The organism is Amycolatopsis sp. NPDC051371 (assembly GCF_040682155.1).
In the GTDB taxonomy this organism is placed as follows: domain Bacteria; phylum Actinomycetota; class Actinomycetes; order Mycobacteriales; family Pseudonocardiaceae; genus Amycolatopsis.
The window spans coordinates 78,257-99,600 of the sequence record NZ_JBFBAG010000026.1 but is presented as its reverse complement, the minus strand read 5'-3'; the positions used below and the strand labels follow the sequence as shown (position 1 = coordinate 99,600).

Annotated in this window: 18 protein-coding genes and 1 pseudogene; 9 read left to right on the top strand and 10 right to left on the bottom strand. The window is 69.1% G+C overall.

Going from position 1 to position 21,344, the window contains the following annotated elements:
* The first annotated feature begins 144 nt into the window (after positions 1-144).
* Genes AB0M59_RS29320 through AB0M59_RS29310 form a run of 3 tightly spaced genes read left to right on the top strand, consistent with a single transcriptional unit; the run spans position 145 to position 6,295 of the window.
* Positions 145-2,037: a thiamine pyrophosphate-requiring protein gene (locus AB0M59_RS29320; RefSeq protein WP_364621272.1), complete on the top strand. Its 1,893-nt coding sequence runs from the start codon at positions 145-147 to the stop codon at positions 2,035-2,037.
* Complete coding sequence (locus AB0M59_RS29315) at positions 2,034-3,170, top strand: enolase C-terminal domain-like protein (RefSeq protein ID WP_364621269.1); 1,137 nt, start codon at positions 2,034-2,036, stop codon at positions 3,168-3,170. The genes AB0M59_RS29320 and AB0M59_RS29315 overlap by 4 nt, the downstream gene beginning before the upstream one ends.
* A 14-nt stretch (positions 3,171-3,184) precedes the next feature.
* Entirely contained in the window at positions 3,185-6,295 is a 3,111-nt protein-coding gene (locus tag AB0M59_RS29310) for an FAD-linked oxidase C-terminal domain-containing protein (RefSeq protein ID WP_364621267.1), read from the top strand.
* A 148-nt stretch (positions 6,296-6,443) separates the two neighbouring features.
* Here AB0M59_RS29310 and AB0M59_RS29305 read toward each other — a convergent pair whose 3' ends face one another.
* Together AB0M59_RS29305 and AB0M59_RS29300 are read right to left on the bottom strand one after the other, a co-directional pair.
* Positions 6,444-7,025, bottom strand: coding sequence for a hemerythrin domain-containing protein (locus tag AB0M59_RS29305; RefSeq protein ID WP_364621264.1), 582 nt, complete (start codon positions 7,023-7,025; stop codon positions 6,444-6,446).
* Between the two features lie 67 nt (positions 7,026-7,092).
* The gene (locus AB0M59_RS29300; RefSeq protein ID WP_364621261.1) at positions 7,093-7,629 is read right to left on the bottom strand and encodes an SPW repeat protein; all 537 of its coding nucleotides are present in this window, start codon (positions 7,627-7,629) and stop codon (positions 7,093-7,095) included.
* Between the two features lie 130 nt (positions 7,630-7,759).
* Between AB0M59_RS29300 and ctaD the strand changes: the two genes are divergently transcribed.
* Genes ctaD through AB0M59_RS29280 form a run of 4 tightly spaced genes read left to right on the top strand, consistent with a single transcriptional unit; the run spans position 7,760 to position 12,384 of the window.
* Complete coding sequence (gene ctaD / locus AB0M59_RS29295; protein WP_364621259.1) at positions 7,760-9,466, top strand: cytochrome c oxidase subunit I; 1,707 nt, start codon at positions 7,760-7,762, stop codon at positions 9,464-9,466.
* Positions 9,463-10,554, top strand: coding sequence for a Rieske 2Fe-2S domain-containing protein (locus tag AB0M59_RS29290; protein WP_364621256.1), 1,092 nt, complete (start codon positions 9,463-9,465; stop codon positions 10,552-10,554). The genes ctaD and AB0M59_RS29290 overlap by 4 nt, the downstream gene beginning before the upstream one ends.
* The gene (locus AB0M59_RS29285) at positions 10,554-12,140 is read left to right on the top strand and encodes a ubiquinol-cytochrome c reductase cytochrome b subunit (protein ID WP_364621254.1); all 1,587 of its coding nucleotides are present in this window, start codon (positions 10,554-10,556) and stop codon (positions 12,138-12,140) included. The genes AB0M59_RS29290 and AB0M59_RS29285 overlap by 1 nt, the downstream gene beginning before the upstream one ends.
* Before the next feature lie 10 nt (positions 12,141-12,150).
* The gene (locus AB0M59_RS29280) at positions 12,151-12,384 is read left to right on the top strand and encodes a hypothetical protein (protein WP_364621251.1); all 234 of its coding nucleotides are present in this window, start codon (positions 12,151-12,153) and stop codon (positions 12,382-12,384) included.
* Between the two features lie 6 nt (positions 12,385-12,390).
* Here the strand turns inward: AB0M59_RS29280 and AB0M59_RS29275 are convergent, their stop codons facing one another.
* The 8 genes and pseudogenes from AB0M59_RS29275 to AB0M59_RS29240 form a co-directional block, all read right to left on the bottom strand.
* Positions 12,391-13,080 carry a DUF4396 domain-containing protein gene (locus AB0M59_RS29275; protein ID WP_364621248.1) on the bottom strand — a complete coding sequence of 230 codons (690 nt, stop codon included), beginning with the start codon at positions 13,078-13,080 and terminating at the stop codon, positions 12,391-12,393.
* A gap of 107 nt (positions 13,081-13,187) precedes the next feature.
* A pseudogene (locus tag AB0M59_RS29270) lies at positions 13,188-13,535 on the bottom strand (ATP-binding protein); the annotation flags it as partial.
* Between the two features lie 197 nt (positions 13,536-13,732).
* On the bottom strand, positions 13,733-14,143 hold the full coding sequence (locus AB0M59_RS29265) for an STAS domain-containing protein (protein ID WP_364621245.1): 411 nt from the start codon (positions 14,141-14,143) through the stop codon (positions 13,733-13,735).
* Positions 14,133-16,244 carry a transglycosylase domain-containing protein gene (locus AB0M59_RS29260; RefSeq protein WP_364621242.1) on the bottom strand — a complete coding sequence of 704 codons (2,112 nt, stop codon included), beginning with the start codon at positions 16,242-16,244 and terminating at the stop codon, positions 14,133-14,135. Before AB0M59_RS29260 ends, AB0M59_RS29265 begins: the two co-directional genes overlap by 11 nt.
* 7 nt (positions 16,245-16,251) lie before the next feature.
* A complete protein-coding gene (locus AB0M59_RS29255; RefSeq protein ID WP_364621239.1) occupies positions 16,252-16,710 on the bottom strand; it encodes a hypothetical protein in 459 nt (152 codons plus the stop codon).
* A gap of 76 nt (positions 16,711-16,786) precedes the next feature.
* Positions 16,787-17,245: a nitroreductase family deazaflavin-dependent oxidoreductase gene (locus AB0M59_RS29250; RefSeq protein WP_364621238.1), complete on the bottom strand. Its 459-nt coding sequence runs from the start codon at positions 17,243-17,245 to the stop codon at positions 16,787-16,789.
* A complete protein-coding gene (locus tag AB0M59_RS29245) occupies positions 17,242-18,435 on the bottom strand; it encodes an FAD-dependent oxidoreductase (protein WP_364621237.1) in 1,194 nt (397 codons plus the stop codon). The genes AB0M59_RS29250 and AB0M59_RS29245 overlap by 4 nt, the downstream gene beginning before the upstream one ends.
* A 19-nt stretch (positions 18,436-18,454) precedes the next feature.
* The gene (locus AB0M59_RS29240; RefSeq protein WP_364621236.1) at positions 18,455-19,009 is read right to left on the bottom strand and encodes a TetR/AcrR family transcriptional regulator; all 555 of its coding nucleotides are present in this window, start codon (positions 19,007-19,009) and stop codon (positions 18,455-18,457) included.
* Between the two features lie 108 nt (positions 19,010-19,117).
* On the opposite strand from AB0M59_RS29240, the gene AB0M59_RS29235 reads away from it, so the two are divergent.
* Positions 19,118-19,798 carry a response regulator transcription factor gene (locus AB0M59_RS29235; RefSeq protein WP_364621234.1) on the top strand — a complete coding sequence of 227 codons (681 nt, stop codon included), beginning with the start codon at positions 19,118-19,120 and terminating at the stop codon, positions 19,796-19,798.
* A complete protein-coding gene (locus tag AB0M59_RS29230) occupies positions 19,795-21,159 on the top strand; it encodes an ATP-binding protein (protein ID WP_364621232.1) in 1,365 nt (454 codons plus the stop codon). The genes AB0M59_RS29235 and AB0M59_RS29230 overlap by 4 nt, the downstream gene beginning before the upstream one ends.
* Positions 21,160-21,344: the final 185 nt, after the last annotated feature.

Sequence of the window (21,344 nt, the reverse complement as noted above, 5' to 3'; positions counted from 1 at the left end):
GACCTGCCCATACTCTCACGCCACGGACAGGCCGCACCTGACGAAATCCTTTCAAACAGGGAACCTCAAACGGGTTCAATTATTTGTTCATGCAACAGTTGACTGCTACATCTCAGTTGGGTAACGACCGCGGAGCCTGGACGCGTGGAACGCAAGCAGCCGGGTAGCCGCCGCGTAGCGCAGCTGCGCTCGCTGCCCAAGCCCGACGAACCCAGAGAGCTGGAGCCGATGACAACCAAGGTGGCCGACTACGTCCTCGACCGGATCCGCCAGTGGGGGGTGCACCGTGTGTTCGCCTACCCCGGGGACGGGATCAACGGATTGCTCGGTGCATTCGACCGCGCGAACGGCGACCCGGAGTTCATCCAGCCGCGCCACGAGGAGATGGGTGCGTTCATGGCCTGCGCGCACGCCAAGTTCACCGGCGAAGTGGGCTGCTGCATGGCCACGTCCGGCCCTGGCGCGGTCCACCTCCTGAATGGACTGTACGACGCCAAACTCGACCACCAGCCGGTCGTGGCGATCGTCGGGCAGCAGAAGCGCACTGCCCAGGGTGCGCACTACCAGCAGGAGATCGCGCTGGAGAACCTGTTCGCGGACGTCTCGGAGTTCGTCCAGGTCTGCATGCACCCCGGTCAGGTCCGGCACGTGATCGACCGGGCGTTCAAGACCGCGCTGACGATGCGCGGGGTCGCCACGATCGTCATCCCGGAGGACATCCAGGAAGAGAAAGCCCAGTCCGCACCGCCGAAGGACCACGGCTCGGTGTTCTCCAGCGTCGGCTGGAGCAAGCCGCGGATGCTGCCGGACGAAAACGAGCTGCGGCGCGCCGCCGACGTCCTCAACCAGGGCGAGAAGGTCGCCATGCTGATCGGGCAGGGCGCCGCGGAGGCCGCCGCCGAGGTGGTCGAGGCGGCGGAGCTGCTCGGTGCCGGGGTCGCCAAAGCCCTGCTGGGCCGGGAGGTGCTGCCCGACGATCTCCCGTTCGTCACCGGGCCCGTCGGCCTGCTGGGCACCAAGCCGAGCGACGAGATGATGATGAACTGCGACACGTTGTTCATGATCGGCACCAGCTTCCCCTACAGCGAATGGCTGCCCGATGAGGGCCAGGCTCGCGGCGTGGAGATCGACATCGACGGCCGGATGATCGGCATCCGGTACCCGATGGACGCCCACCTCGTCGGCGATTCCCGGGAGACCCTCAAAGCGCTCATTCCGCTGCTTGAGCGCAAATCGGACCGCAGCTGGCGGGAGAAGATCGAAAAGGACGTCCGGACTTGGAACCGGACCCTGGACGACCGGGCGGGACAGCACTTCGGCGGCGAAATCAACCCGCAGGCGGTGGCCCACGAGCTGTCGCCGAGGCTGCCGGACGACTGCATCCTGACCGCCGACTCCGGCTCGGCCACCAACTGGTGGGCCCGGCACCTCAAGCTGCGCCCCGGCATGCGAGCCTCGCTGTCCGGGACGCTGGCCACGATGGGACCCGGTGTGCCGTACGCGATCGGCGCGAAGTTCGCCTACCCGGACCGGCCGGTGATCGCCTTCGTCGGCGACGGCGCGTTCCAGATGAACGGCATGAACGAGATGTTCACCGTCAAGCGCTACCTCGATCGACTCGGCAACGGGCAGCCTCCCCTGATTTTCTGCGTGTTCAACAACCAGGACCTCAACCAGGTGACCTGGGAACAGCGGGCGATGGCCGGCGACCCGAAGTTCGAAGGGTCCCAGTCGATCCCGGACTTCCCCTACGCCCAGTACGCGGAGCTGCTCGGGCTTCGCGGCATCTACTGCGAGAAACCGGACGAAGTCGGCGCCGCCTGGGACCTGGCTCTCGCCAGTGACCGCCCGGTCGTGCTCGAGTTCAAGGTCGACCGGAAGTTCGCACCGATCCCGCCGCACATCATGTACGAACAGGGCAAGAAGGCAGCCAAGGCGGCGTTGCACGACCCGGAGAAGGTCGGCATGGGCGTGCGAGGGTTCCGGCAGAAGCTGTCCGAGTTCTACGAGAAGCTCCCCGGCCGGGACAGCGAATGAGCCCCGCCTCGACGAACGTGCCGGTGGAACGCGTGGACGTCCACGCGTTCACCGTGCCGACGGACGGTCCGGGCGGGGTCGAGGAAGACGGCACGCTGCGCTGGGACAGCACCACCATGGTCCTGGTGCTCGCCCACGGCGGCGGGTTGACCGGCCTCGGCTACACCTACGGCGAACCCTCGCTGGCCCGGTTCGTCGAGGACAAGCTGGCGCCGGTCGTGTGCGGCCGAGACGCGTTCGCCCCCGCGGCGACCTGCCACGCGATGTTCACGGCGATCCGGAACGCCGGCCGTCCGGGACTGGGCGCCATGGCCGTTTCGGCCGTGGACATCGCGCTGTGGGACCTGAGCGCCCGGCTGCTCGACGTCTCGCTCGCGCTGCGGCTGCCCGCCTTCCACGACCGAGTGCCCGTCTACGGCAGCGGCGGCTTCACGAACTACCCGCCGGCCCGGCTGACCGACCAGCTTGCGCACTGGGTGGAACAGGGCATTCCCCGCGTCAAGCTGAAGACGGGCCGGTCTCCGGACGAGGACCCGCAACGGCTCACCGAAGTCCGGCGCGCGGTGGGTGACGAGGCCGAACTGTTCACCGACGCCAACGGCGCCCTGACGGTCAAGCAAGCCCAGTACTGGGCCGGCCGCTACCACGAAGAGTGGGACGTGCGGTGGTTCGAGGCACCGGTGAGCTCCGCCGACCTCGAGGGTCTGCGACGCGTGCGGGACCGGGCGCCCGCGCCCCTGGAAGTCGCGGCCGGCGAGTACGGGTTCGTCCTGCGGGACTTCACGAACCTGCTCGACCACGCTTCGGTGGACTGCCTGCAGGCGGACGTGACCCGCTGCGGCGGCATCACCGGCGTGCTCTCCGTGGCCGGCCTCGCCTCCGCCCGGCAGATCGACCTGTCCGCGCACTGCGCGCCCGCGGTCTCCGCGCATGCCTTCTGCGCTGTCGAGCGGCTCCGCCACCTCGAGTACTTCCACGACCACACCCGGATCGAAAACCTGCTCTTCGACGGCGTCTTGACCCCGAAAGACGGCGCCCTGCACCCCGACCCGGACCGTCCCGGTCTCGGGCTCGCGGTCAAGTGGCCGGACGCCGAGCCGTACCGGGTCCACGGCACCATCCCAGCCCACTAGCACACGAGGTCCACATGAAACGGTTCCTGGACGTCCCGGCCAAGACGTCACCCGAGATCCCCGGGCCACCGCGAGCCACCCACCGCCTGCCGGTCGCCGACCTTGAGCGGGCCCTCGCCGAGGCAGTGACCGGGGAAGTCCGGTTCGACACCGCGTCGCTGGCCCTCTACGCCCACGACGCCTCCAACTACCGGCAGGTCCCGATCGGCGTAGTGATCCCCAAAACCCTCGACGACGTGGTGGCCACCCACCAGGTCTGCCACCGGTTCGGCGCGCCGATCGTCAACCGCGGGGGCGGCACCAGCCTGTCCGGTGAGACCGTGAACTACGCGGTCGTCATCGACCACTCCAAGTACCTCACCCACATCGGTGAAACCGACGTCGAACACCGGCGGGTGCTGTGCCAGCCCGGCGCGATCAACGAAGACGTCAACCGGTCGACCGGCAAGCACAACCTCGTGTTCGGCCCCGACCCGTCCTCGCACTCGCGGTGCGTCATCGGCGGGAACATCGGCAACAACTCCTGCGGCATCCACTCCGTCCAATCCCAGCTCTACGGCCCCGGCCCCCGCACGTCGGACAACGTGCACGCCCTGGAGGTGGTCACCTACGACGGTGCCCGCTTCTGGGTCGGCGTCGACGAAGAAGCGCACCTGGACGAGATCATCGCCGCCGGCGGCCGCAAGGGCGAGGTCTACGCCGCCCTGCGGGACCTGCGGGACCGCTACGCCGACCGGATCCGGTCCGGGTTCCGCTCGGTCGAGGAAGTGCCCCGCCGGGTCTCCGGGTTCAACCTCGACGAGCTCCTGCCCGAGCGGGGCTTCAACGTGGCCCGGGCCCTGGTGGGCACCGAAAGCACCTGCGTCACCGTCCTGCAGGCCGAGCTGCTGCTCACCCCCGCCCTGCTGCAGCGCACCCTCGTGGTGGTCGGCTACGACCACCTGCCCGCCGCCGCCGAACACGCCATCGAGATGGTCGGCACCTGGCGGCCGATCGGTTTGGAGGCCCTCGACCGCGAGCTGATCGACAACCAGCAGGAGCTGGCCATGAACGTCGACGATCTCGCCGAGCTGCCCTACCGGCAGGGCAACGCCTGGTTGCTCGTCCAGTTCGGTGCGGACACCCCGGACGAATCGATCCAGCACGCCGAGGAGTTCGTCGACTGGCTGGTCCGGGACAAGGGGTACGCCCGTAACCGGGTGCTGGTGGCGCGCAGCGTCCAAGACGGCGGCAGCAGCGAGCACCTGTGGACCATCCGGGAAAGCGGGCTGGGATCCACTGCGTTTCCCCAAGGCAAGGACCACTGGCCGGGTTGGGAGGACTCCGCGGTACCCCCGGCCCGGATCGGCAGCTACGTCACCGCACTGCGTGAGCTGATGGACCGGCATGGCCTGCACGGCGCGATGTACGGGCACATGGCGCAGGGCTGCATCCACTCCCGCATCGACTTCGACCTGCGCACCAAGAGCGGCATCGCCACCTACCGGTCCTTCATGGAAGAGGCCGCCGACCTCGTCACCTCATTCGGCGGGTCGCTGTCGGGTGAGCACGGCGACGGCCAGCAACGCGCCGAGCTGCTCGATCGCCAATACGGATCGGAACTGGTCCGGGCGATGCGCGAGTTCAAGCTCATCTGGGACCCCCAGGCCAAGATGAACCCGGGCAAGGTCGTCGACGCCTACCGGCTCGACGAAGACCTCAAGCTCGGCACGGACCACAACCCACCACGGCCACACACCCGATTCGCCTACCCGGAGGACGGCGGCGACTTCGCCCACGCCACGCTGCGTTGCGTCGGCGTCGGGAAGTGCCGGGTCCCGCACGCCGAAGAGACCATGTGCCCCAGCTACCAGGTCACCCGCGAAGAAAAGCACAGCACCCGCGGTCGGGCCCGGCTGCTGTTCGAGATGCTCCAAGGCGAGGTGATCACCGACGGCTGGCAGTCCCGTGAGGTCGCCGACGCGCTCGACCTGTGCCTGGCGTGCAAGGGCTGCACCAACGACTGCCCGGTCAACGTCGACATGCCGACCTACAAGGCCGAGTTCCGGCAGCACCACTACCGGTCACTGCGCCGATGGCGTCCCCGGCACGCCTATGCGTTCGGCTTCATCGACCAGGCCGCGCGGCTGGCGTCGCGCTACCCCGAGCTGGTCAACTTCGTCACCCAGACCCCCGGCCTGGTCCACCTGGCCCGGTTCGCCGCGGGCATCGACCAGCGTCGCCCGCTCCCCCGCTTCGCGCCGATGACGCTGCAGGAGTGGTACCGCCGGCGCGGCGGGAGCGTCAATCCCGGCGGCCGCCCGGTCGTGCTTTTCCCCGACACGTTCAACAACCACCTCCACACCGACGTCGGCGTCGCCTGCGTCGAAGCCCTCGAAACAGCGGGCTGGCGGGTGATCATGCCGGAGAAGCACGTCTGCTGCGGTCGGCCCCTGTACGACTACGGGTTCCTGGACGCCGCGGAACAGTACCTCCGCCGGGTTCTCGACGAGCTGCGGGACTACGTCCGCGCGGACATTCCCGTGGTCGGCATGGAACCGAGCTGCCTGGCCGTGTTCAAGGACGAACTGACCAAAATGCTCCCGCACGACGACGACGCGAAACGCCTCAAGGCCAACGCCTACCACTTCGGCGAGTTCTTCACGAAGTTCGACGTCACTCCCCCGCCGCTCGAAGGACGGGCGCTGCTGTGGGGACACTGCCACCAACGCGCCACCGGCGGAACCGATCCGGACCGCCGGCTCCTGGAACGCATGGGTCTCGAGGTCACCGACCTCAAAGGAGGGTGCTGCGGGCTCGCCGGGTCCTGGGGCTTCGAGTCCGGAAAGTACGGCATCTCGATGGACTGCGGCGAGCAGGCCCTGCTGCCGGCGGTCCGCGAAGCCGACCCGGATTGCCTCGTCGTCGCCGACGGCTTCTCGTGCCAGACACAGATCGCCGATGCCGGCAGTGGACGGACGGCCTTGCACACCGCTCAGGTGCTGGCCCTGGCTCGCGGATCCCGGGAGAAGGGCAGCCGACCACGCCCGTCGGCGCTCCGCCGCGCCGGCCGGATGGCGGCGCCGGTTCTCGGAGTCGCGGCGGCGGTCACCGGAACCGCGTATCTCGCCAGGCACCGATACTGAGCCGATCGTTACCAATCCGACCACGGTCACGGCCGAATGACTTCGTAGCTACGGTTACGTGCCGCTCGGGGGTCGGCCTACCTTTGGTCGGATCAGTACGCAAAGGGGGCCGGACCGCCAAGGTCCGGCCCCCTTCAACGGCACCGATTCACACACTGCTGCCGAGCCAATCGCGAACACCGTCGCGCACGCGGTCGAACACACCCAGCGGCGGCCCCGCGAGCAGATTCACCGGGGCCGACTCGCCGACGCGGGGATGGGGACGCGTCGGCGCCGTGGCCTCCGCAGCCCGCAAGGCTCCCGCCATCCGCATGAGGTCGTCGGGCGACATGCGCTGCCGCAACCGCGGGAACTCGTCGGCTTCTTCTCGCTCGGCGTGCTCGGTTACGGAGGCAGCGAACTCGGCGAACCGGGTGTCGAAGTCCGGGTGAGCGGCGCCCAGCTCGTACAGCTCGGCCAGCACGTGCTTGGCCTCGTTTTCTTCGGTCAGCCGGTCGGCCACGATTGGTGAGCCCGATCCGACGACCCGCTGGCTGGTCGGGTGCACCACGATCTCTTCCGCACTCTCGTGCACCGCGAGCAGCCGTACCAGGTCTTCGAACACAGCCTGCTTGGTGTCGCGCTCGGCGGTTTTCACCCGCTCGAGCATCGCCTTGATTTCCTCGTGCTGCGCGATCAGCAACTCTACGATGTCGCGTTTACCATTGACTGTCACGTTTGCCCCTTCCAAGCCGCCGGTTCCACCGCCGGGAATGGTGGGCGAAGTGGCCCGCCATTCCCGGCGACGGCGCTCAATGTCAGCGTGACTTCGGCGCCATGGCTTCGAGCGCGATGACCCCGAATCCGAGAAGGCAGGCAAGGCCGCCCGCGATCGCGTTGTTGACCACGACCGGGGTCGTCGTCCCGGTCTGCTGCACCGCGAACGGCGCCACGACGACCCACGCCCCAAGCAGCGGCGTCACCCACGCGATCGTGTGAGTGTGGCTGTATGCGGCCGAAAAACCGGCGCCGAGCAGGGCCAGCGCCAGGCCGGAAATCAGAGTCGTCACGGACATGTCACCGTAGTTACTGAAGCCGACCACCCACGGTGACATCGCGATGTAGAGACCGCTGATCAGCACCAGTCCGCCGAGCAGCCTTGCCTGCGGAGTCTCTGCGGCTTGTTCGTAGCCGGCACGCATGGCCAGAAGGTCCGGATGCCCCTGGATGGGAGTGGAGGTACTCAATGTCTTCACCTCTCTCGTCGTTGTCAGGTTTCCTCCTTCTTCGGGATACCGAACCAGCCACACGGCAAACAGCCGCGACCTGACGATTTTCGTCAGGTCGCGAGTCAACCGGTCGACAGCAACCGTTAGCTACGGAAACAAAACAAAGAACCTGTTGGCAAGGAGTACCCGACGATTGAAGTGCCGAAGGTGGGGTACTCGCGACTGTCCCGGCCGAGCCAGCAGCTGCGAGGTACCCATGACCCGGACCCGACCCGTCGAGACCCGGCTCGCCCCGGAGCCGGTCCGCCGGCCGCGCGCGTCGTTCGGGACGTCGCTGCTCCGACTGATCAGCACGACCGATCACAAGGACATCGGCATCATGTACGTGGCAACCACGTTCGCCTTCTTCCTGCTCGGCGGCGCGCTGGCCATGCTGATGCGCGCCGAGCTGGCGCAGCCGGGGATGCAGGTGGTCACGGCCGAGCAGTACAACCAGCTCGTCAGCATCCACGGCACGATCATGCTCCTGCTGTACGCGACGCCGAACGCGCTCGGGTTCGCCAACTACCTCGTGCCGTTGCAGATCGGGGCACCGGACGTGGCGTTCCCGCGGTTGAACGCGCTGTCGTACTGGCTGTTCCTGTTCGGCGGCCTGCTGGTGATCAGCGGTTTCCTGACCCCGGGCGGGGCCGCGGACTTCGGGTGGACCGCCTACGCCCCGCTGCACAGCGCGACGGAAAGCCCCGGGGTCGGAGCTGACCTGTGGGCGGCGGGTCTGATCCTGTCCGGCGTCGGAACGATCCTGGCCACGGTCAACATCATCACGACGATCATCTGCCTGCGGGGCCCGGGCATGCTCATGTGGCGGATGCCGCTGTTCACCTGGAACATCCTCTTCACCGGCTTCTTGATCCTCGGAGCATTCCCGATCCTCACCGCGGCGCTGTTCGGCATGCTGGCCGACCGCCACCTCGGCGCCCACGTGTTCGACCCGGCCAACGGTGGCGCGATCCTGTGGCAGCACCTGTTCTGGTTCTTCGGGCACCCCGAGGTCTACATCGTCGCCCTTCCCTACTTCGGCATCGTGAGCGAAATCTTCCCCGTGTTCAGCCGCAAACCGCTCTTCGGGTACAAAGCACTCGTCTGGGCGACCATCTCCATCATGGGCCTCTCGTTCTCCGTCTGGGCCCACCACATGTTCGCCACCGGCGCCGTGCTGCTGCCGTTCTTCTCCCTCACCTCGTTCCTCATCGCGGTGCCGACCGGCATCAAGTTCTTCAACTGGATCGGCACGATGTGGCACGGGCAGATCACCATGCGCACCCCGATGATCTTCGCCATCGGATTCCTGGTCACCTTCCTGCTCGGCGGACTGACCGGAGTGATCCTCGCGTCGCCGCCGCTGGATTTCCAAACCCACGACAGTTACTTCGTCGTCGCCCACCTGCACTACGTCCTGTTCGGCACGATCGTGTTCAGCACGTTCGCCGGGATTTACTTCTGGTTCCCGAAGGCGTTCGGCCGGATGCTGAACGAACGGCTGGGCAGATGGCACTTCTGGCTGACGTTCATCGGGTTCAACCTGACCTTCCTCGTCCAGCACTGGCTCGGCGCGATGGGCATGCCTCGCCGCATCGCGGACTACCACCCCACTGACGGCTTCACCACGCTCAACATGATTTCGTCCACCGGCGCGTTCATCCTCGGTCTGTCGATGCTGCCGTTCCTGTGGAACGTCGTGCGCAGCTACCGCTACGGCGACCCGGTCCGCGTCGACGACCCGTGGGGCTACGGCAACTCACTCGAATGGGCGACGTCGAGCCCGCCGCCGCGCCACAACTTCCATGAGCTGCCGCGCATCCGCAACGAACGGCCCGCCTTCGAGCTGCACTATCCCGACGAGGTCGAACGGATGAAGACGGACAGGTACGTCCACTGGTTCTCGAAAGGATCGGACAAGTGAGCGACGAAGAAGGCCGGCAACGCCGCCGGACGATCCTTCGCGAAGCGTCGGAGCTGGACGGCGTGCAGCTCGAAACGTACGCTGACCGCTGGCCGGTCAGCGGCACCCGCGCGGAACGGCGCGCCCGACATCGAACCATGGCGTGGTTCGGCCTCGCGGTGGTCGGCACGTTGTGTTTTGTCATCGTCTACCTGGCCTGGCCGTGGCGCTACGTACCACCGCTCGGGCACGAGGCGACCGGCTACCACCTCTACACCCCGCTGCTGGGCGCCACCTTCGGCCTTGCCCTGCTCGGGCTCAGCTTCGGCATCGGCACCTACGCCCACAACTTCCTCCCGAAGGAAAACGCGATCCAGGAACGGCACGACGAGCCGTCCTCACGAACCGACCAGGACGCGACCGCCGCCATTCTGCACGAAGCACGCGAAAGCGCCGGGCTGACCCGCCGCTCCTGGATGGCCCGGACCGTCGGAGCCGCCGCCGGGGCCTGCGGCCTCGGCGCGGGCATCGGGGCGATCGGCTCCTTCGTCAAAGACCCCTGGGACCAGCCGTCGAGCCCACAGTCGCTGTGGCACACGGCGTGGGCGTCCCCGACCGGCGAGACCGTGTACCTCCGACGGGTGACCGGCCAAGCCGACGAAGTACACCTCGTCCGCCCCGAGGACCTCGCCCCCGGGGCCGTGCTGGTCTGCGTCCCCTTCCGCGAGTCCGAACGCGACGACCCCGAGAAGCTGCACGAAGCCCTGCGGCGTGCCGACAGCCCGGTCAACCTCGTCCGCCTCCTCCCCGGCACTCCGGTAACCCCGCGATCCGGCCAGGAGAACTTCAACTGGCAGGACTTCTACGCCTACTCGCGGATCTGCACGCACCTCGGCTGCCCCATCGGCATGGACCTGGCCAAGGAGAACCGCCTGATGTGCCCGTGCCACAGCTCGCAGTTCGACCTGCACGCCGGCGCCCGCCCGGTCTTCGGACCGGCCGTGCGGCCCCTGCCGCAACTGCCGATCACCGTCGACGACACCGGCAACTTCCGGGCACGCGGCGACTTCACCGAACCGATCGGACCCTCGTTCTGGGAGCTCGGCTGATGGCGGAAGAACCACGCAAGTCACCGGCACCGGTCCTCGACGCACCGCTGCGCTGGGCCGAAGACCGCATCCACTTCTCCAGCGGGCTGCACACCCAGCTGAACAAGGTCTTCCCCGGCCGCTGGTCGTTCATGCTGGGCGAGATCGCGCTGTACAGCTTCGTCGTGCTGCTGATCTCGGGTACGTACCTCGCCCTGTTTTTCGACCCGTCGATGACCGAGGTCACCTACCACGGCGACTACACGCCGGCCGACGGGCTGCTGATGTCGCGGGCGTTCGCCAGCACCTTGGACCTGTCGTTCGACGTGCGCGGCGGCCTGCTGATGCGCCAGATCCACCACTGGGCCGCGCTGGTCTTCGTCGCCGCCATCCTCGTCCACATGATGCGGATCTTCTTCAGCGGCGCGTTCCGGCGGCCGCGAGAGGCGAACTGGGTGGTCGGGCTGCTGATGCTGGTCATCGCCATCGTGGAAGGCTTCGCCGGCTATTCCATGCCCGACGACCTGCTGTCGGGCACCGGCCTGCGCATCGCGTCCGGGATCATGCTGGCCATCCCGGTGCTGGGCAGCTGGATCCACTGGCTGGTCTTCGGCGGCGAGTTCCCCGGCGACCAGATCATCCCCCGGCTGTTCACCGCCCACGTGTTCCTCCTCCCCGGCCTGCTCGTCGCCCTGGTCTCCGTGCACCTCGGCCTGGTCTGGCGACAGAAACACACCCAGCGCCCCGGGCCGCAGCGCACCGAACGCAACGTCGTCGGCACCCGCATCGTCCCGTCGTTCGCCGCGAAGAGCTCTTCCCTGTTCGTCGCCGTCGCGGGCGTGCTGACCCTGATGGGTGGCCTGTTCCAGATCAACCCGATCTGGAACTACGGCCCGTACGACCCACTGCAGGGCTCCGCCGGGTCACAGCCCGACTGGTACATCGCCTGGGTCGACGGCGCCGCGCGGATCTGGCCGGCTTGGGAGGTCACCATCGGCGGTTACCGCATCCCGGCACCGTTCTGGCCCACCGTCGCCATGCCGGTCACCGTCATCCTCCTCGCCATGTGCTACCCGTGGATCGAAAAGCGGCTCACCGGGGACCGCGCGCACCACAATCTGCTCGACCGTCCCCGGGACGCCCCGGTGCGCAGCGGGCTGGGCGCGATGGCCCTGACCTTCGTGACCATCCTGCTGGCGTCCGGGTTCAACGACGTGATCGCGCTCGAATTCGACTTCAACCTCGACGTCGTCGTCTGGGTCGGCCGGTTCGCCATCCTGCTCCTGCCGCCGCTGGCCTACGCCATCACCTACCGCGCGTGCCGCGGCCTGCAGACGCGGGATCGCAAGATCCTGCGCGAAGGCATCGAGACGGGGATCGTCGTCCGGCGTCCCGACGGCCAGTTCGTCGAGATCCACCAGCCACTGGGCTCGGTCCGCGAGGACGGCAAGCGCGACAAGCCCGGCTACGCGGGCGCTCCGGTGCCCAAACGCATGAACGACCTCGGCCTGGCCGGCAGTCCGCTGGCCGGCGGACTGATCTTGCCGGACCCGCCCGAGGAGACCGAAGCGCTCGACCGCGCCCGGTCGGCGGGTTCGGAGAGCTGAAGGAGGTTCGATGCCCACCGGCGAATCCCCCGAAAAGCGGTTGTTCCGGCCCTTGGTCGCGGGCGCGGTGGTGAGCGCCGCCGCGCTGGCCGGCATGGGCACGACCGCGCTGCTCCGCAGTCATGGCACTGGGCCGATCGCGGTCTTCGCCGGAGCGATTGTGCTGGCGGTCAGCGTGGCCGCCGCACTGGTCCGCCGCCGACGCCGAAGCAAGACCTGGCCGGGAACCAACAACACCCGATGACCGGTGTCACATCCGTTCCTTGATGCCCTTGCGAATCAGCCACACGTTGACCGGGTAGGAGGTCAGGAACCCGATCACCATGCCGATCTGCATGAGGAACCAGTACGTGACGTGGTCGGGGTGGAGGTGCGGCTCGGGGAAGAAGACGAACGACATCAACGCCATCCAGCCGAAGAGACCGACCTCGAAGCTGGTCAGGGAAAGCACGTCCGCCTTCGCCGCCTGGACGATACCTTCGCGAAAGCCGAGACCGCGCATCGGCGCGATGGCCAGGTACTGGAAGACGATGCCGAGAAGCAAAGCGAGCACGAAGTCGCCGACGTATTCGGCCAAGAGCGTGCTCCCGGCCAGTTGGACCCCGAGCAGGAACACGCCGAATTCGGCGATGATGTCGCCCAGCGTGCACCCGGCACCGCAGTGCGAGGTGCCCAGGGCGGCCGGCACCCACCGGGGCGGATCGGCCGGTTCACGCCCGTGTTGACGCTGCCATCGATCGGACTTCGGGCGGCCCCAGCGCAGATAGGCCCAGATCGCGATCGGCCCGAAGTACAGCGCAGTAACCGGCCAGACGACGCCCATGATCGCCATGAGTGGCCGGTAACCGCGGCCGTAGATGTCGAAGACCAGCCAGGCGCCACAAAGGACAGCATCGATGATCGCGATCCAGGACAGGAAAAGCAGCCACGTCGGTACCATGTCCTCCGGATCGCCGCTGGCCGGGAGTGCCAAACGTTCGACTCACCAACGATTCCGGCACACGCTCCGGTGAAACGTGTGCCGCTCGAGCCAGCACTTGAAGACGGCTAGGAATTCCGACCAGGGCGCTCGGGCACCGGTTTGCCGATGATGCGGACCAGAGTGCCGTCTCCCGATCGGCGGACCTGGATGTCAGCTGCCGCCGCCCGCATCAGAACCAAGCCGTGGCCGCGCGTCGTCGGGCCCGGCGCCGGCTCGCGCCAGGCCCCGGCATCCCGGACCGTCAGCTCGACGTGGCGAGCTCCTGTCGTCGACCGCTTCAGGTCGGCGGTGACCTCCACCAAGCCGGAGTGAGCTGCGACGTCGGTGGCGGTGATGCCATAGCCGTGCTCGACGCTGTTGCTCACCGCCTCGCTGATCGCCAGCACGAGGTCGTCTACGTCGTTCTCAGGCCAGCGATGGGCCTCGAGCTAATCGCGCAGCCGGGTCCGCGCCACCGAGGGCGAGATCCAGTCGGCGGCGAAGATGAGCCGGAGTGTCGTCGCGGTCGAACGAACACGGAACGGCCGCGCGGTCCGACGGTTCGCCGCGTGGTTGTCCTGTTCGGATGTCGGTGGCACCGGCCCATCACCCTTCCTGCGGCCCGCGCGCGTCAGCCGGCGAGTGCATCGCTCACCTCGTGGTAGAGCGCCAGAACGCGGTCCAGTCCGATGACCTCCAGCGGCCGGATGACCGGGCGGTTCCGGTCGACGACCACGCGCAGGGTCCGGTACCCGGGCGCCATCGCGCCCTGTGCCGCGGTGTCGAGCAGCGCACACAGCCCCGGCGAACCGAGAAACCGGACCGCGGTCAGGTCGACGATCAGCATCCGCCCGTCGAGCGCCGCGAACGCCTGGGTGACCGTAGCTCGCAACCGGGCCACGGTCAGGCCGTCCACTTCTCCGGCGACCGCGAGCAGCAGGGCGTCGTCGCGCTCGACAGCGCCACGGTCATTAGCTGTTCCGGCGCCGGACCGGCCGGAACACCCGCCCTCGCGGCGCCCGGGACGACGGTCAGGGCCCACGCAGGTACCGGTCGGCAGGAGGTGGAACCGGCGCTTCGGGTACCCCGGCCAGCAGCCGAGTCATCGCGTGGAAGTAGGGCGGAGCGGCGACCGTGCCCCCGAACGCGCCGTGGCCGCACCGGCCCAGGTGGACCGGCGGGCCGGGACACACGGTCTGCGGCGACGATCCGTCGGCGAACACCAGCGAGGACACGGCGTAGTCGTTGACTCCGCCGACGAAGGCGACCGACCGGCTGTCCTGGGTCGTGCCGGTCTTGCCGAAGTCCGGGCGGTCCCAGCCGGCGGCCCTGGCCGCCCTCGCCGACGTGCCGGAAACCGTGTCCTCACTGAGGCCGGCGCGCAGTGTGGTGGCGAGGTCTTCCGGCACGACCCGCTCGCACTGTTCCTGCCGCACGGGAACAGGAGCGCCGGCGCGGTCGGTGACCGACAGGATCGGGGCCGGCGGGCACCAGACGCCGCCGCTCATCAGGGTCGCCGAGACGTTCGCCAGCTCGAGGGGGCTGACCGGGCTCGTGCCGAGGGTGAACGACAGGAGACCGCGGAAGTAGTCGGACTGGGGCTGGTTGTAGCGTGGGTCCTTCGATCGCGGGTCGGCGGGATCGGTGACCGGGGCGCCGCCGGCCGCGGTGCCCGCGAGCGTCCGGCGCAGGCCCAGCCGACGGGCCATGTCGAGCACTGCCGGTACTCCGACGCGCTGCTCGAGATCGACGACGGCGACGTTCGGCGAAGTCGCCAGCGCGTCGGCGAGGGTGATCGGATCGGAGTAGTGGCCGAGGTTGCCGACCGGATAGCACCGGGTGTGCCGGTCGGCGCGGGGTGGCGTGAAGCACTTGCTGCCGGGGTTCGGCAAGGGGGTGCGCAGCCCCGCTTCCCCGGATTCGAGCGCCGCGGCCGCGGTGAAGATCTTGAACACCGAGCCCGCCCCGAAGGGGTCGCTGACCTCGCCGACGACGTCCGTCGACCGCTCGCCTCGGCCGACGTCGACGCCGTAATCGCGGTTCGCGACCATCGCGAGGACTTCGTGCCGCTGTGCCCCCGGACGGATGATCGCCATCGTGTTCGCGACTCCGGGCTCGTCCGAGCGCACGTTCGCCTCCACGGCCTGCTTCGCGGCGCGCGCGACTCGCCGGTCCATGGTCGTGCGGATCGTGAGGCCGCCGGTGGCGAGCCGCTCGGCGGTGATGCCGCGCCGTTCGAGGTAGTCCACCGCGTACGCGCAGAAGAACCCCGCCTCCGGCGATGCGCCCAGACAGCGCCCGGGCGGCGTCTGCGACCCGCCGGGCAGCACACCCAACGGCTCGGCCTTCGCAGCCTGTGCGGCACGGACGGGGAGCGAACCCGCATCGGCCATCGCGTCCAGGACTACGTTGCGCCGGGCCTTGGCCGCCTCGGGGTGCGCGTAGGGGTCGTAACGCGACGGACTGTTGACCATTCCGGCGAGCAAGGCTGCCTGCGAGACCGTGAGTGTGTCCGCGGTTGTGCCGAAGTAGGCCTTGGCCGCGGCGGCGACCCCGTATACGGAACCGCTGAATTGGACGACGTTCAGGTACCCGGCCAGGATTTCGTCCTTGGTCATCGTGCGGTCGACGCGGACCGCGAGCTTGGCCTCGCGTAGTTTGCGGGCGAGCGAGTTCTCGCGGTCCCGCTGCTGGGCGGCCGGATCGCCGCGGTGGACGACGTTGATGAGGAAGTTCTTGACGTATTGCTGGGTGATGGTGGAGGCGCCCTGGACGTCGCCGCCCGCCGCGTTGTTCACCAGCGCACGGAAGACGCTTCTCGGATCGACCGCGCCCTCGTCGTAGAACCGCCGGTCCTCGATGGCGATGATGGCCGCCTTCATCGCCGGCGAAATCCCGCTCGCGGCAACCGGGAGCCGGTACTGGTCGTACAGCACGGCGATCGGGTGGCCGTCGCGGTCGGTCACCGTCGTGGTCAGCGGCGGGTCCTCGGCGGCGAGGTCGGCCTCGATCGCCGCGACGGAGTCACCGACCTGATTGGACAGCACGCCGGCGCCGAGGGCGGGTGGTGCGAGCAGCCCGGCCAGCAGGACGCCGGCCACCACGTACAGCGCGGCCAGCCGCGCGGGACGGAAACGCCGCATCCGCGGATCAGGCGCTGCGCTTCATCGGCGCCAAAGCACGCCGGTCCGCTTCTTCCGCGGCCGCCAAGTGCCGACGGACCGCTGCCTCGTCGCCGGCCGCACTCGCCGACTGGGCCGCGGCGCGCTCGTGGTGGGCTTCCGCCCGGCGGATCGCCGCGAACGACTCCTCCACCAACCGCGCCCACTGTGGAGTGTGACGCGGAAACCGCCGTGCTTCGCCACGCGCTTCGGCGGCTACGGCGAGCTCCTGATAAGCCATCGCCTGGCACGAGGCGACTTCCGCGAGCACGCGTTGCGTCTTGCCACGGTAGAGACCATCGCTTTCGGCGCCGGCTTCCAGCTCGACCGCCAGGCTGCGGTGCGCTCCCGCAGCTTCCCAGACCCGTTCCGCGTCCAGGCGCAACCGACGGACCTCCGGGAGCACCCATGTTTCGGAAGTCTCCTTCACCGCTACGTCGGTCGTCACGTCCTGATCACCTTCCTTCTTCCTCGCTCGGGCTCCACCCTGACACGGGAAGAGGGAGTTTCAACTGACGACTGCCTTACGATCGCGGGCGGAGCCCGACCAGTGGCAACTGCCGCGCCATCCGCAGGCGGGCGAGATCGCTGCCGTCGTATCGCCACCCCAGCAGCTTTCCAAGCGCGAACCGCACCACCGGGCCGGCCGAGCGGTTGCGGTGTTCGTAGGCGGCGATGACCGCGACGGCCTCGTCTTCGCCGAGGACGCGATGTTCGGCCGGGAACCGGCACCGTCCGACGATCACCTCGACCGGCGGCCTGGCTTGGATATTGCGGAACCAATCAGCACCCGGGCCGAGCCCGGCGACCACGACGTACTCGCCGTCGTTCGTGCCGACGACTTCGAGGACCGTCCGGTACATCCGCCCGGAACGCCGCCCGAGGTGCGTCAGGCAGAGGAACCGGCGGCCGAGCACCCAGCCGAGCCCGCGGTCGTAGAGCCGGACCGGAGCACGGAACACCCACCGCAGGACCCGGTTCACCGCGCAGCTCCGGCAGCGGCGCGGCGAAGCTCGGTGACCAACGCGGTGGGCTTGCCGGCGAGCACAGTCGCCACGTACCGGTCCAGCAGGGGAAGCCGGGCCAGCCGGAGCACAGTCCTGCGGACCACGAGCTGAACCGGGCTCGCCGGGAGGAACCACCGGGCGCTCCGGCGGGCGACGTCCTGCTTTTCCGCGACGACCGGCCGCAGCAGGCGCTCATAGTCGCTGAAGGCACCGCTGACCGAGGACCCCCGGGCCAACTGCTCACCGAGAACGTAGGCTCCGGCGACACCGAGCGAAGCGCCTTGACCGGCCAGCAACGAAACCGCGTAGCACGCGTCGCCGACGAGCACGACCCGCCCGCTGCTCCACCTCGGCATGTCCACCTGGGCCACCTGGTCGTAGTACACGGCCTCCGCGGGTGGACACCGTCGCAGCGCCCGGGGCACCAGCCACCCCAGCGACCGGTACTCCGACCGGAGTGCGGCCCGCGGGTCGTCGGGCAGCCGCCGCTCCTCGGTCCGGTGCACGGCGAAGGCGGCCACCCGGCCGTCGCGGAGCCCGTAGAAGCCCATCTGGCGGCCGATGCTGTCGGTCAGGCAGAAGCGGTCCCCCACCGCCGCCGCGATCTCCGGATCCGTCAGCACGAAGGCGGCGGTGTGGAAGCCCATATACCGCATGAAAAGCTCGTCTTCACCGAACACCAGCCGCCGGACGCCCGAGTGGACGCCGTCGGCGCCCACAGCTACGTCCGCCTCGACCACGTGGTCTCCCGCGGTCACCCGGACCCGGTCGCCCAGGTCGTCGACCGCCGTGACTCCCGCGCCGAATCGCAGGTCCACATCGGACGGCAGCTGCTCCCGCAGCGCCCGTTCGAGGTCCGGCCGCATGATGCCGCACAGCCGGTCCCGCATCGTGCGGGCGAAGGCCGCGTACCGGATCGCCGCGCGGCGGCGGCCGCGCTCGTCGAGCAGGCTCGCCTCGTCGACCCGGTAGGCCAGCTCCCGGATGCGGGGCAGCAGGCCCATCTCCTCGGCCGCGTCGAACCCCGCACCGAAGAAGTCGATCATGTAGCCTTGCTCACGCGGAGCCGGCGCGCGTTCCAGCACGACGACCTCGACGCCCTCGCGCGCCAGCTTGTTCGCCAGCGCCAGGCCGGTGATCCCGGCCCCGCACACCACGACCTTCATCGTTTCGTCTCCTTCGCGTTCAGACGAGCCGCCGCAGCACACCAGCCACATCCGGAGCCACCTCCGGGCCGATCGCGCGATGCAGAAGCAGCCCGTCGACTGCGGCAGCGAGCACCGCCGCCGTGTCTTCGGGTTGGGCAACGCCGAGTTGCCGCAAGTGGTCGCTGATCACCGCGCGGAGGTCGGCGAGCACCCGGGCCATCCCGGCCTGCAGCCCGTCGTCCCGCGTCGCCGCCAGGTAAGCCTCGACGAACAGCAGCGACGTCGGGTCGGCGCCGGTGTACTGCTCCACCGCCGCGACCATCGCGTCGACCAGCTCGCCGGCGCTGCCGACCGCGGCGACCAACGGCTCGAACCCGGCCGCCACCGCCCGCATTGCCCCCAGCACGGCTTCCACCAGAACCGCCTGCACCGACGGGAAGTGGTAGTGCACGACGCTCGGCGTGACACCGGCCCGCTCAGCCAGCACACGGGTGCTCACGGCAGTCCACCCCCGCTCGGGGATCAGCTCCATCGCCGCCGCGACCAGGCGGCGGCGGACGGCTTCACCACGAGCAGCAGCCGGCGATGTCATCGACACTCCCAACAGGGCGATCGCCCTGAACAGTCGTCCTACCAGCGAACTGAGACTAGCACAACTATTCGTCAGTGCAACAATCTGCCTGCTGCTAGAGTGCTGAAGATGCCGACGCGTGTTCTGCTCGTCGAGGACGACGCCATGATCAGCGAAGCGTTGAGCCTCGCGCTGGCCGACGAGGACTTCGACGTCCTCGCCGCCGCCACCGGCGAGGACGGCCTGGACCTGCTGGGATCCACGGCCGTCGACGTGGTGCTGCTCGACCTCATGTTGCCGGGCATCGACGGGCTCACCGTCTGCCGCGCCGTGCGGGAGCGCGGCGACCTGCCGATCATCGTGATCACCGCCCGCACCGACACCCAGGACGTCATCGCGGGCCTCGAAGCCGGTGCCGACGACTACGTCACCAAACCGCTGGTAGCGGGCGAACTTGCGGCCCGGATTCGCGCTCTCCTGCGCCGGGCCGCGTCGGCGCGTCCGGCCTGGTTCAGCCTCGGCAGGCTCGAAATCCGCCCCGACGAGGAGGCCGTCCACCGCGACGGCGTCCCCGTGCACCTCACGCGCACCGAGTTCCGCCTGCTGGCCGAGCTCGCCGCGGCCGAAGGCAAGGTCGTCACCCGTGAGCAGCTGCTGCAACGCGTGTGGGGCCACGACTACTTCGGCGACACGCGACTGCTCGACGTCCACATCAGACGGTTGCGCCGGAAGGTCGAAACCGATCCCGATGCGCCCAGCCTGGTGCTGACCGTGCGCGGCAGCGGCTACCGCATCGCCCCCGAACCATGATCCGGCGGCTTTCGCTGCGCTGGCGGGTCGCGGCCGCGTTCGGCGTCGGCCTGGCACTGGTGATGACCGTCCTCGCGGTGGCGACCTGGAACCTCACCACCGGCTACATGCTCGACCAGCGCGAGCAGAGCGTCACCCGCCAGTCCGAGGTCAACGTCCGCCTCGTCGACGCCGCGCTGGCCGATCACTCGGAGGGTCTCGAAGAGCTGCTCACCGGCCTGGCCACCGGACCCGACTCGTCGATCCTGCTGTCCCGGCCCACCGGCTGGCTCACCAGCGGCCGGCAGATCGATCCCGCTGCAGTGCCCAACGGCCTGGTCGACCAAGCTCTTGACGGCGTGGCGGCGCGGCAACGGTTCACCGCCGACGGGATCCCCGTGCTCGGTGTGGCGACGCCGGTCGGCCGCGACGGCAGCATCTACGTAGAACTCTATCCGCTCGTGGAACTGGACCGAGCGTTCCGCTACCTCAGCGCCCTCCTCGTCACAGGCACCGTCGTGGCCGCACTCTTCGGCGTCGGCCTCGGTGCCTGGGCCGCCCGCCGGGCCCTCCGCCCGCTGACCGCTCTCACCGCGGCCGCGTCCCGCGTCGCGCGGGGCGACCTCTCGGCCCGCCTGCCCGATCAGGCCGACCCGGACCTGGCCCCGCTGGCCACGAGTTTCAACACGACCGCCGGGCAGCTCGAGCAACGAGTCCGCCGGGACGCCCGGTTCGCCTCCGACGTCAGCCACGAGCTGCGCTCTCCCTTGACGACCATGGTGAACGTGAGCGAGGTGCTCGAACGCCGTCAGGACACCATGCCGGAGGCTGCGCAGCGAGCCCTGCGACTGCTGCGGTCGGAGCTGCGGCGGTTCCAGCGGATGGTCGTCGACCTGCTGGAGATCTCGCGCGCCGACCAAGACGACGTCGTCGACTCCGTGGAACTGGTCGACCTCGGGGCTCTCGTCCGCAACGTCGTCGACAGCCGCCCCCCTTCCGAAGTCCGGATCGAGATCGACTCCGACACGCCTCTCGTCGTCGCGGACCGCCGCCGGGTCGACCGGGTGGTGGCCAACCTGCTCGACAACGCGGACCGCTACGGCGGCGGGGCGGTAGCGGTCACCGTCCGCCGCCACGGCGACCACGCCCGCATCGAGGTCGACGACGGCGGCAGCGGCGTCCCGCCCGCCCTGCGCGAGCGCATCTTCGAACGGTTCGCCCGCGGCCTGCACGCCGCCCGCCGCGACCAGGAGACCGGCAGCGGTCTCGGCCTGGCCATCGTCGCCGACCACGTCCACCGCCACGAAGGCCACGTCTGGGTCGAGGACCGGCCCGGCGGCGGCGCCCGCTTCGTCGTCGAGCTCCCGGAGGCCACGACATGAGGAGCGCCCTGGCGGTGCTGACGCTGCTGTGCGTCGCCGGCTGTGGGGTCACCACGGAAGATGAGCCGGAGCCGATCACCACCCCGGTGCCGACCGCGACCCCGACGGTGACCAGCAGACCCGCTCCACCGACGCCATGCCCGCCCGAATCGTCAGCCAGTCGTCAGGTGCAGCCCGCGCCGACG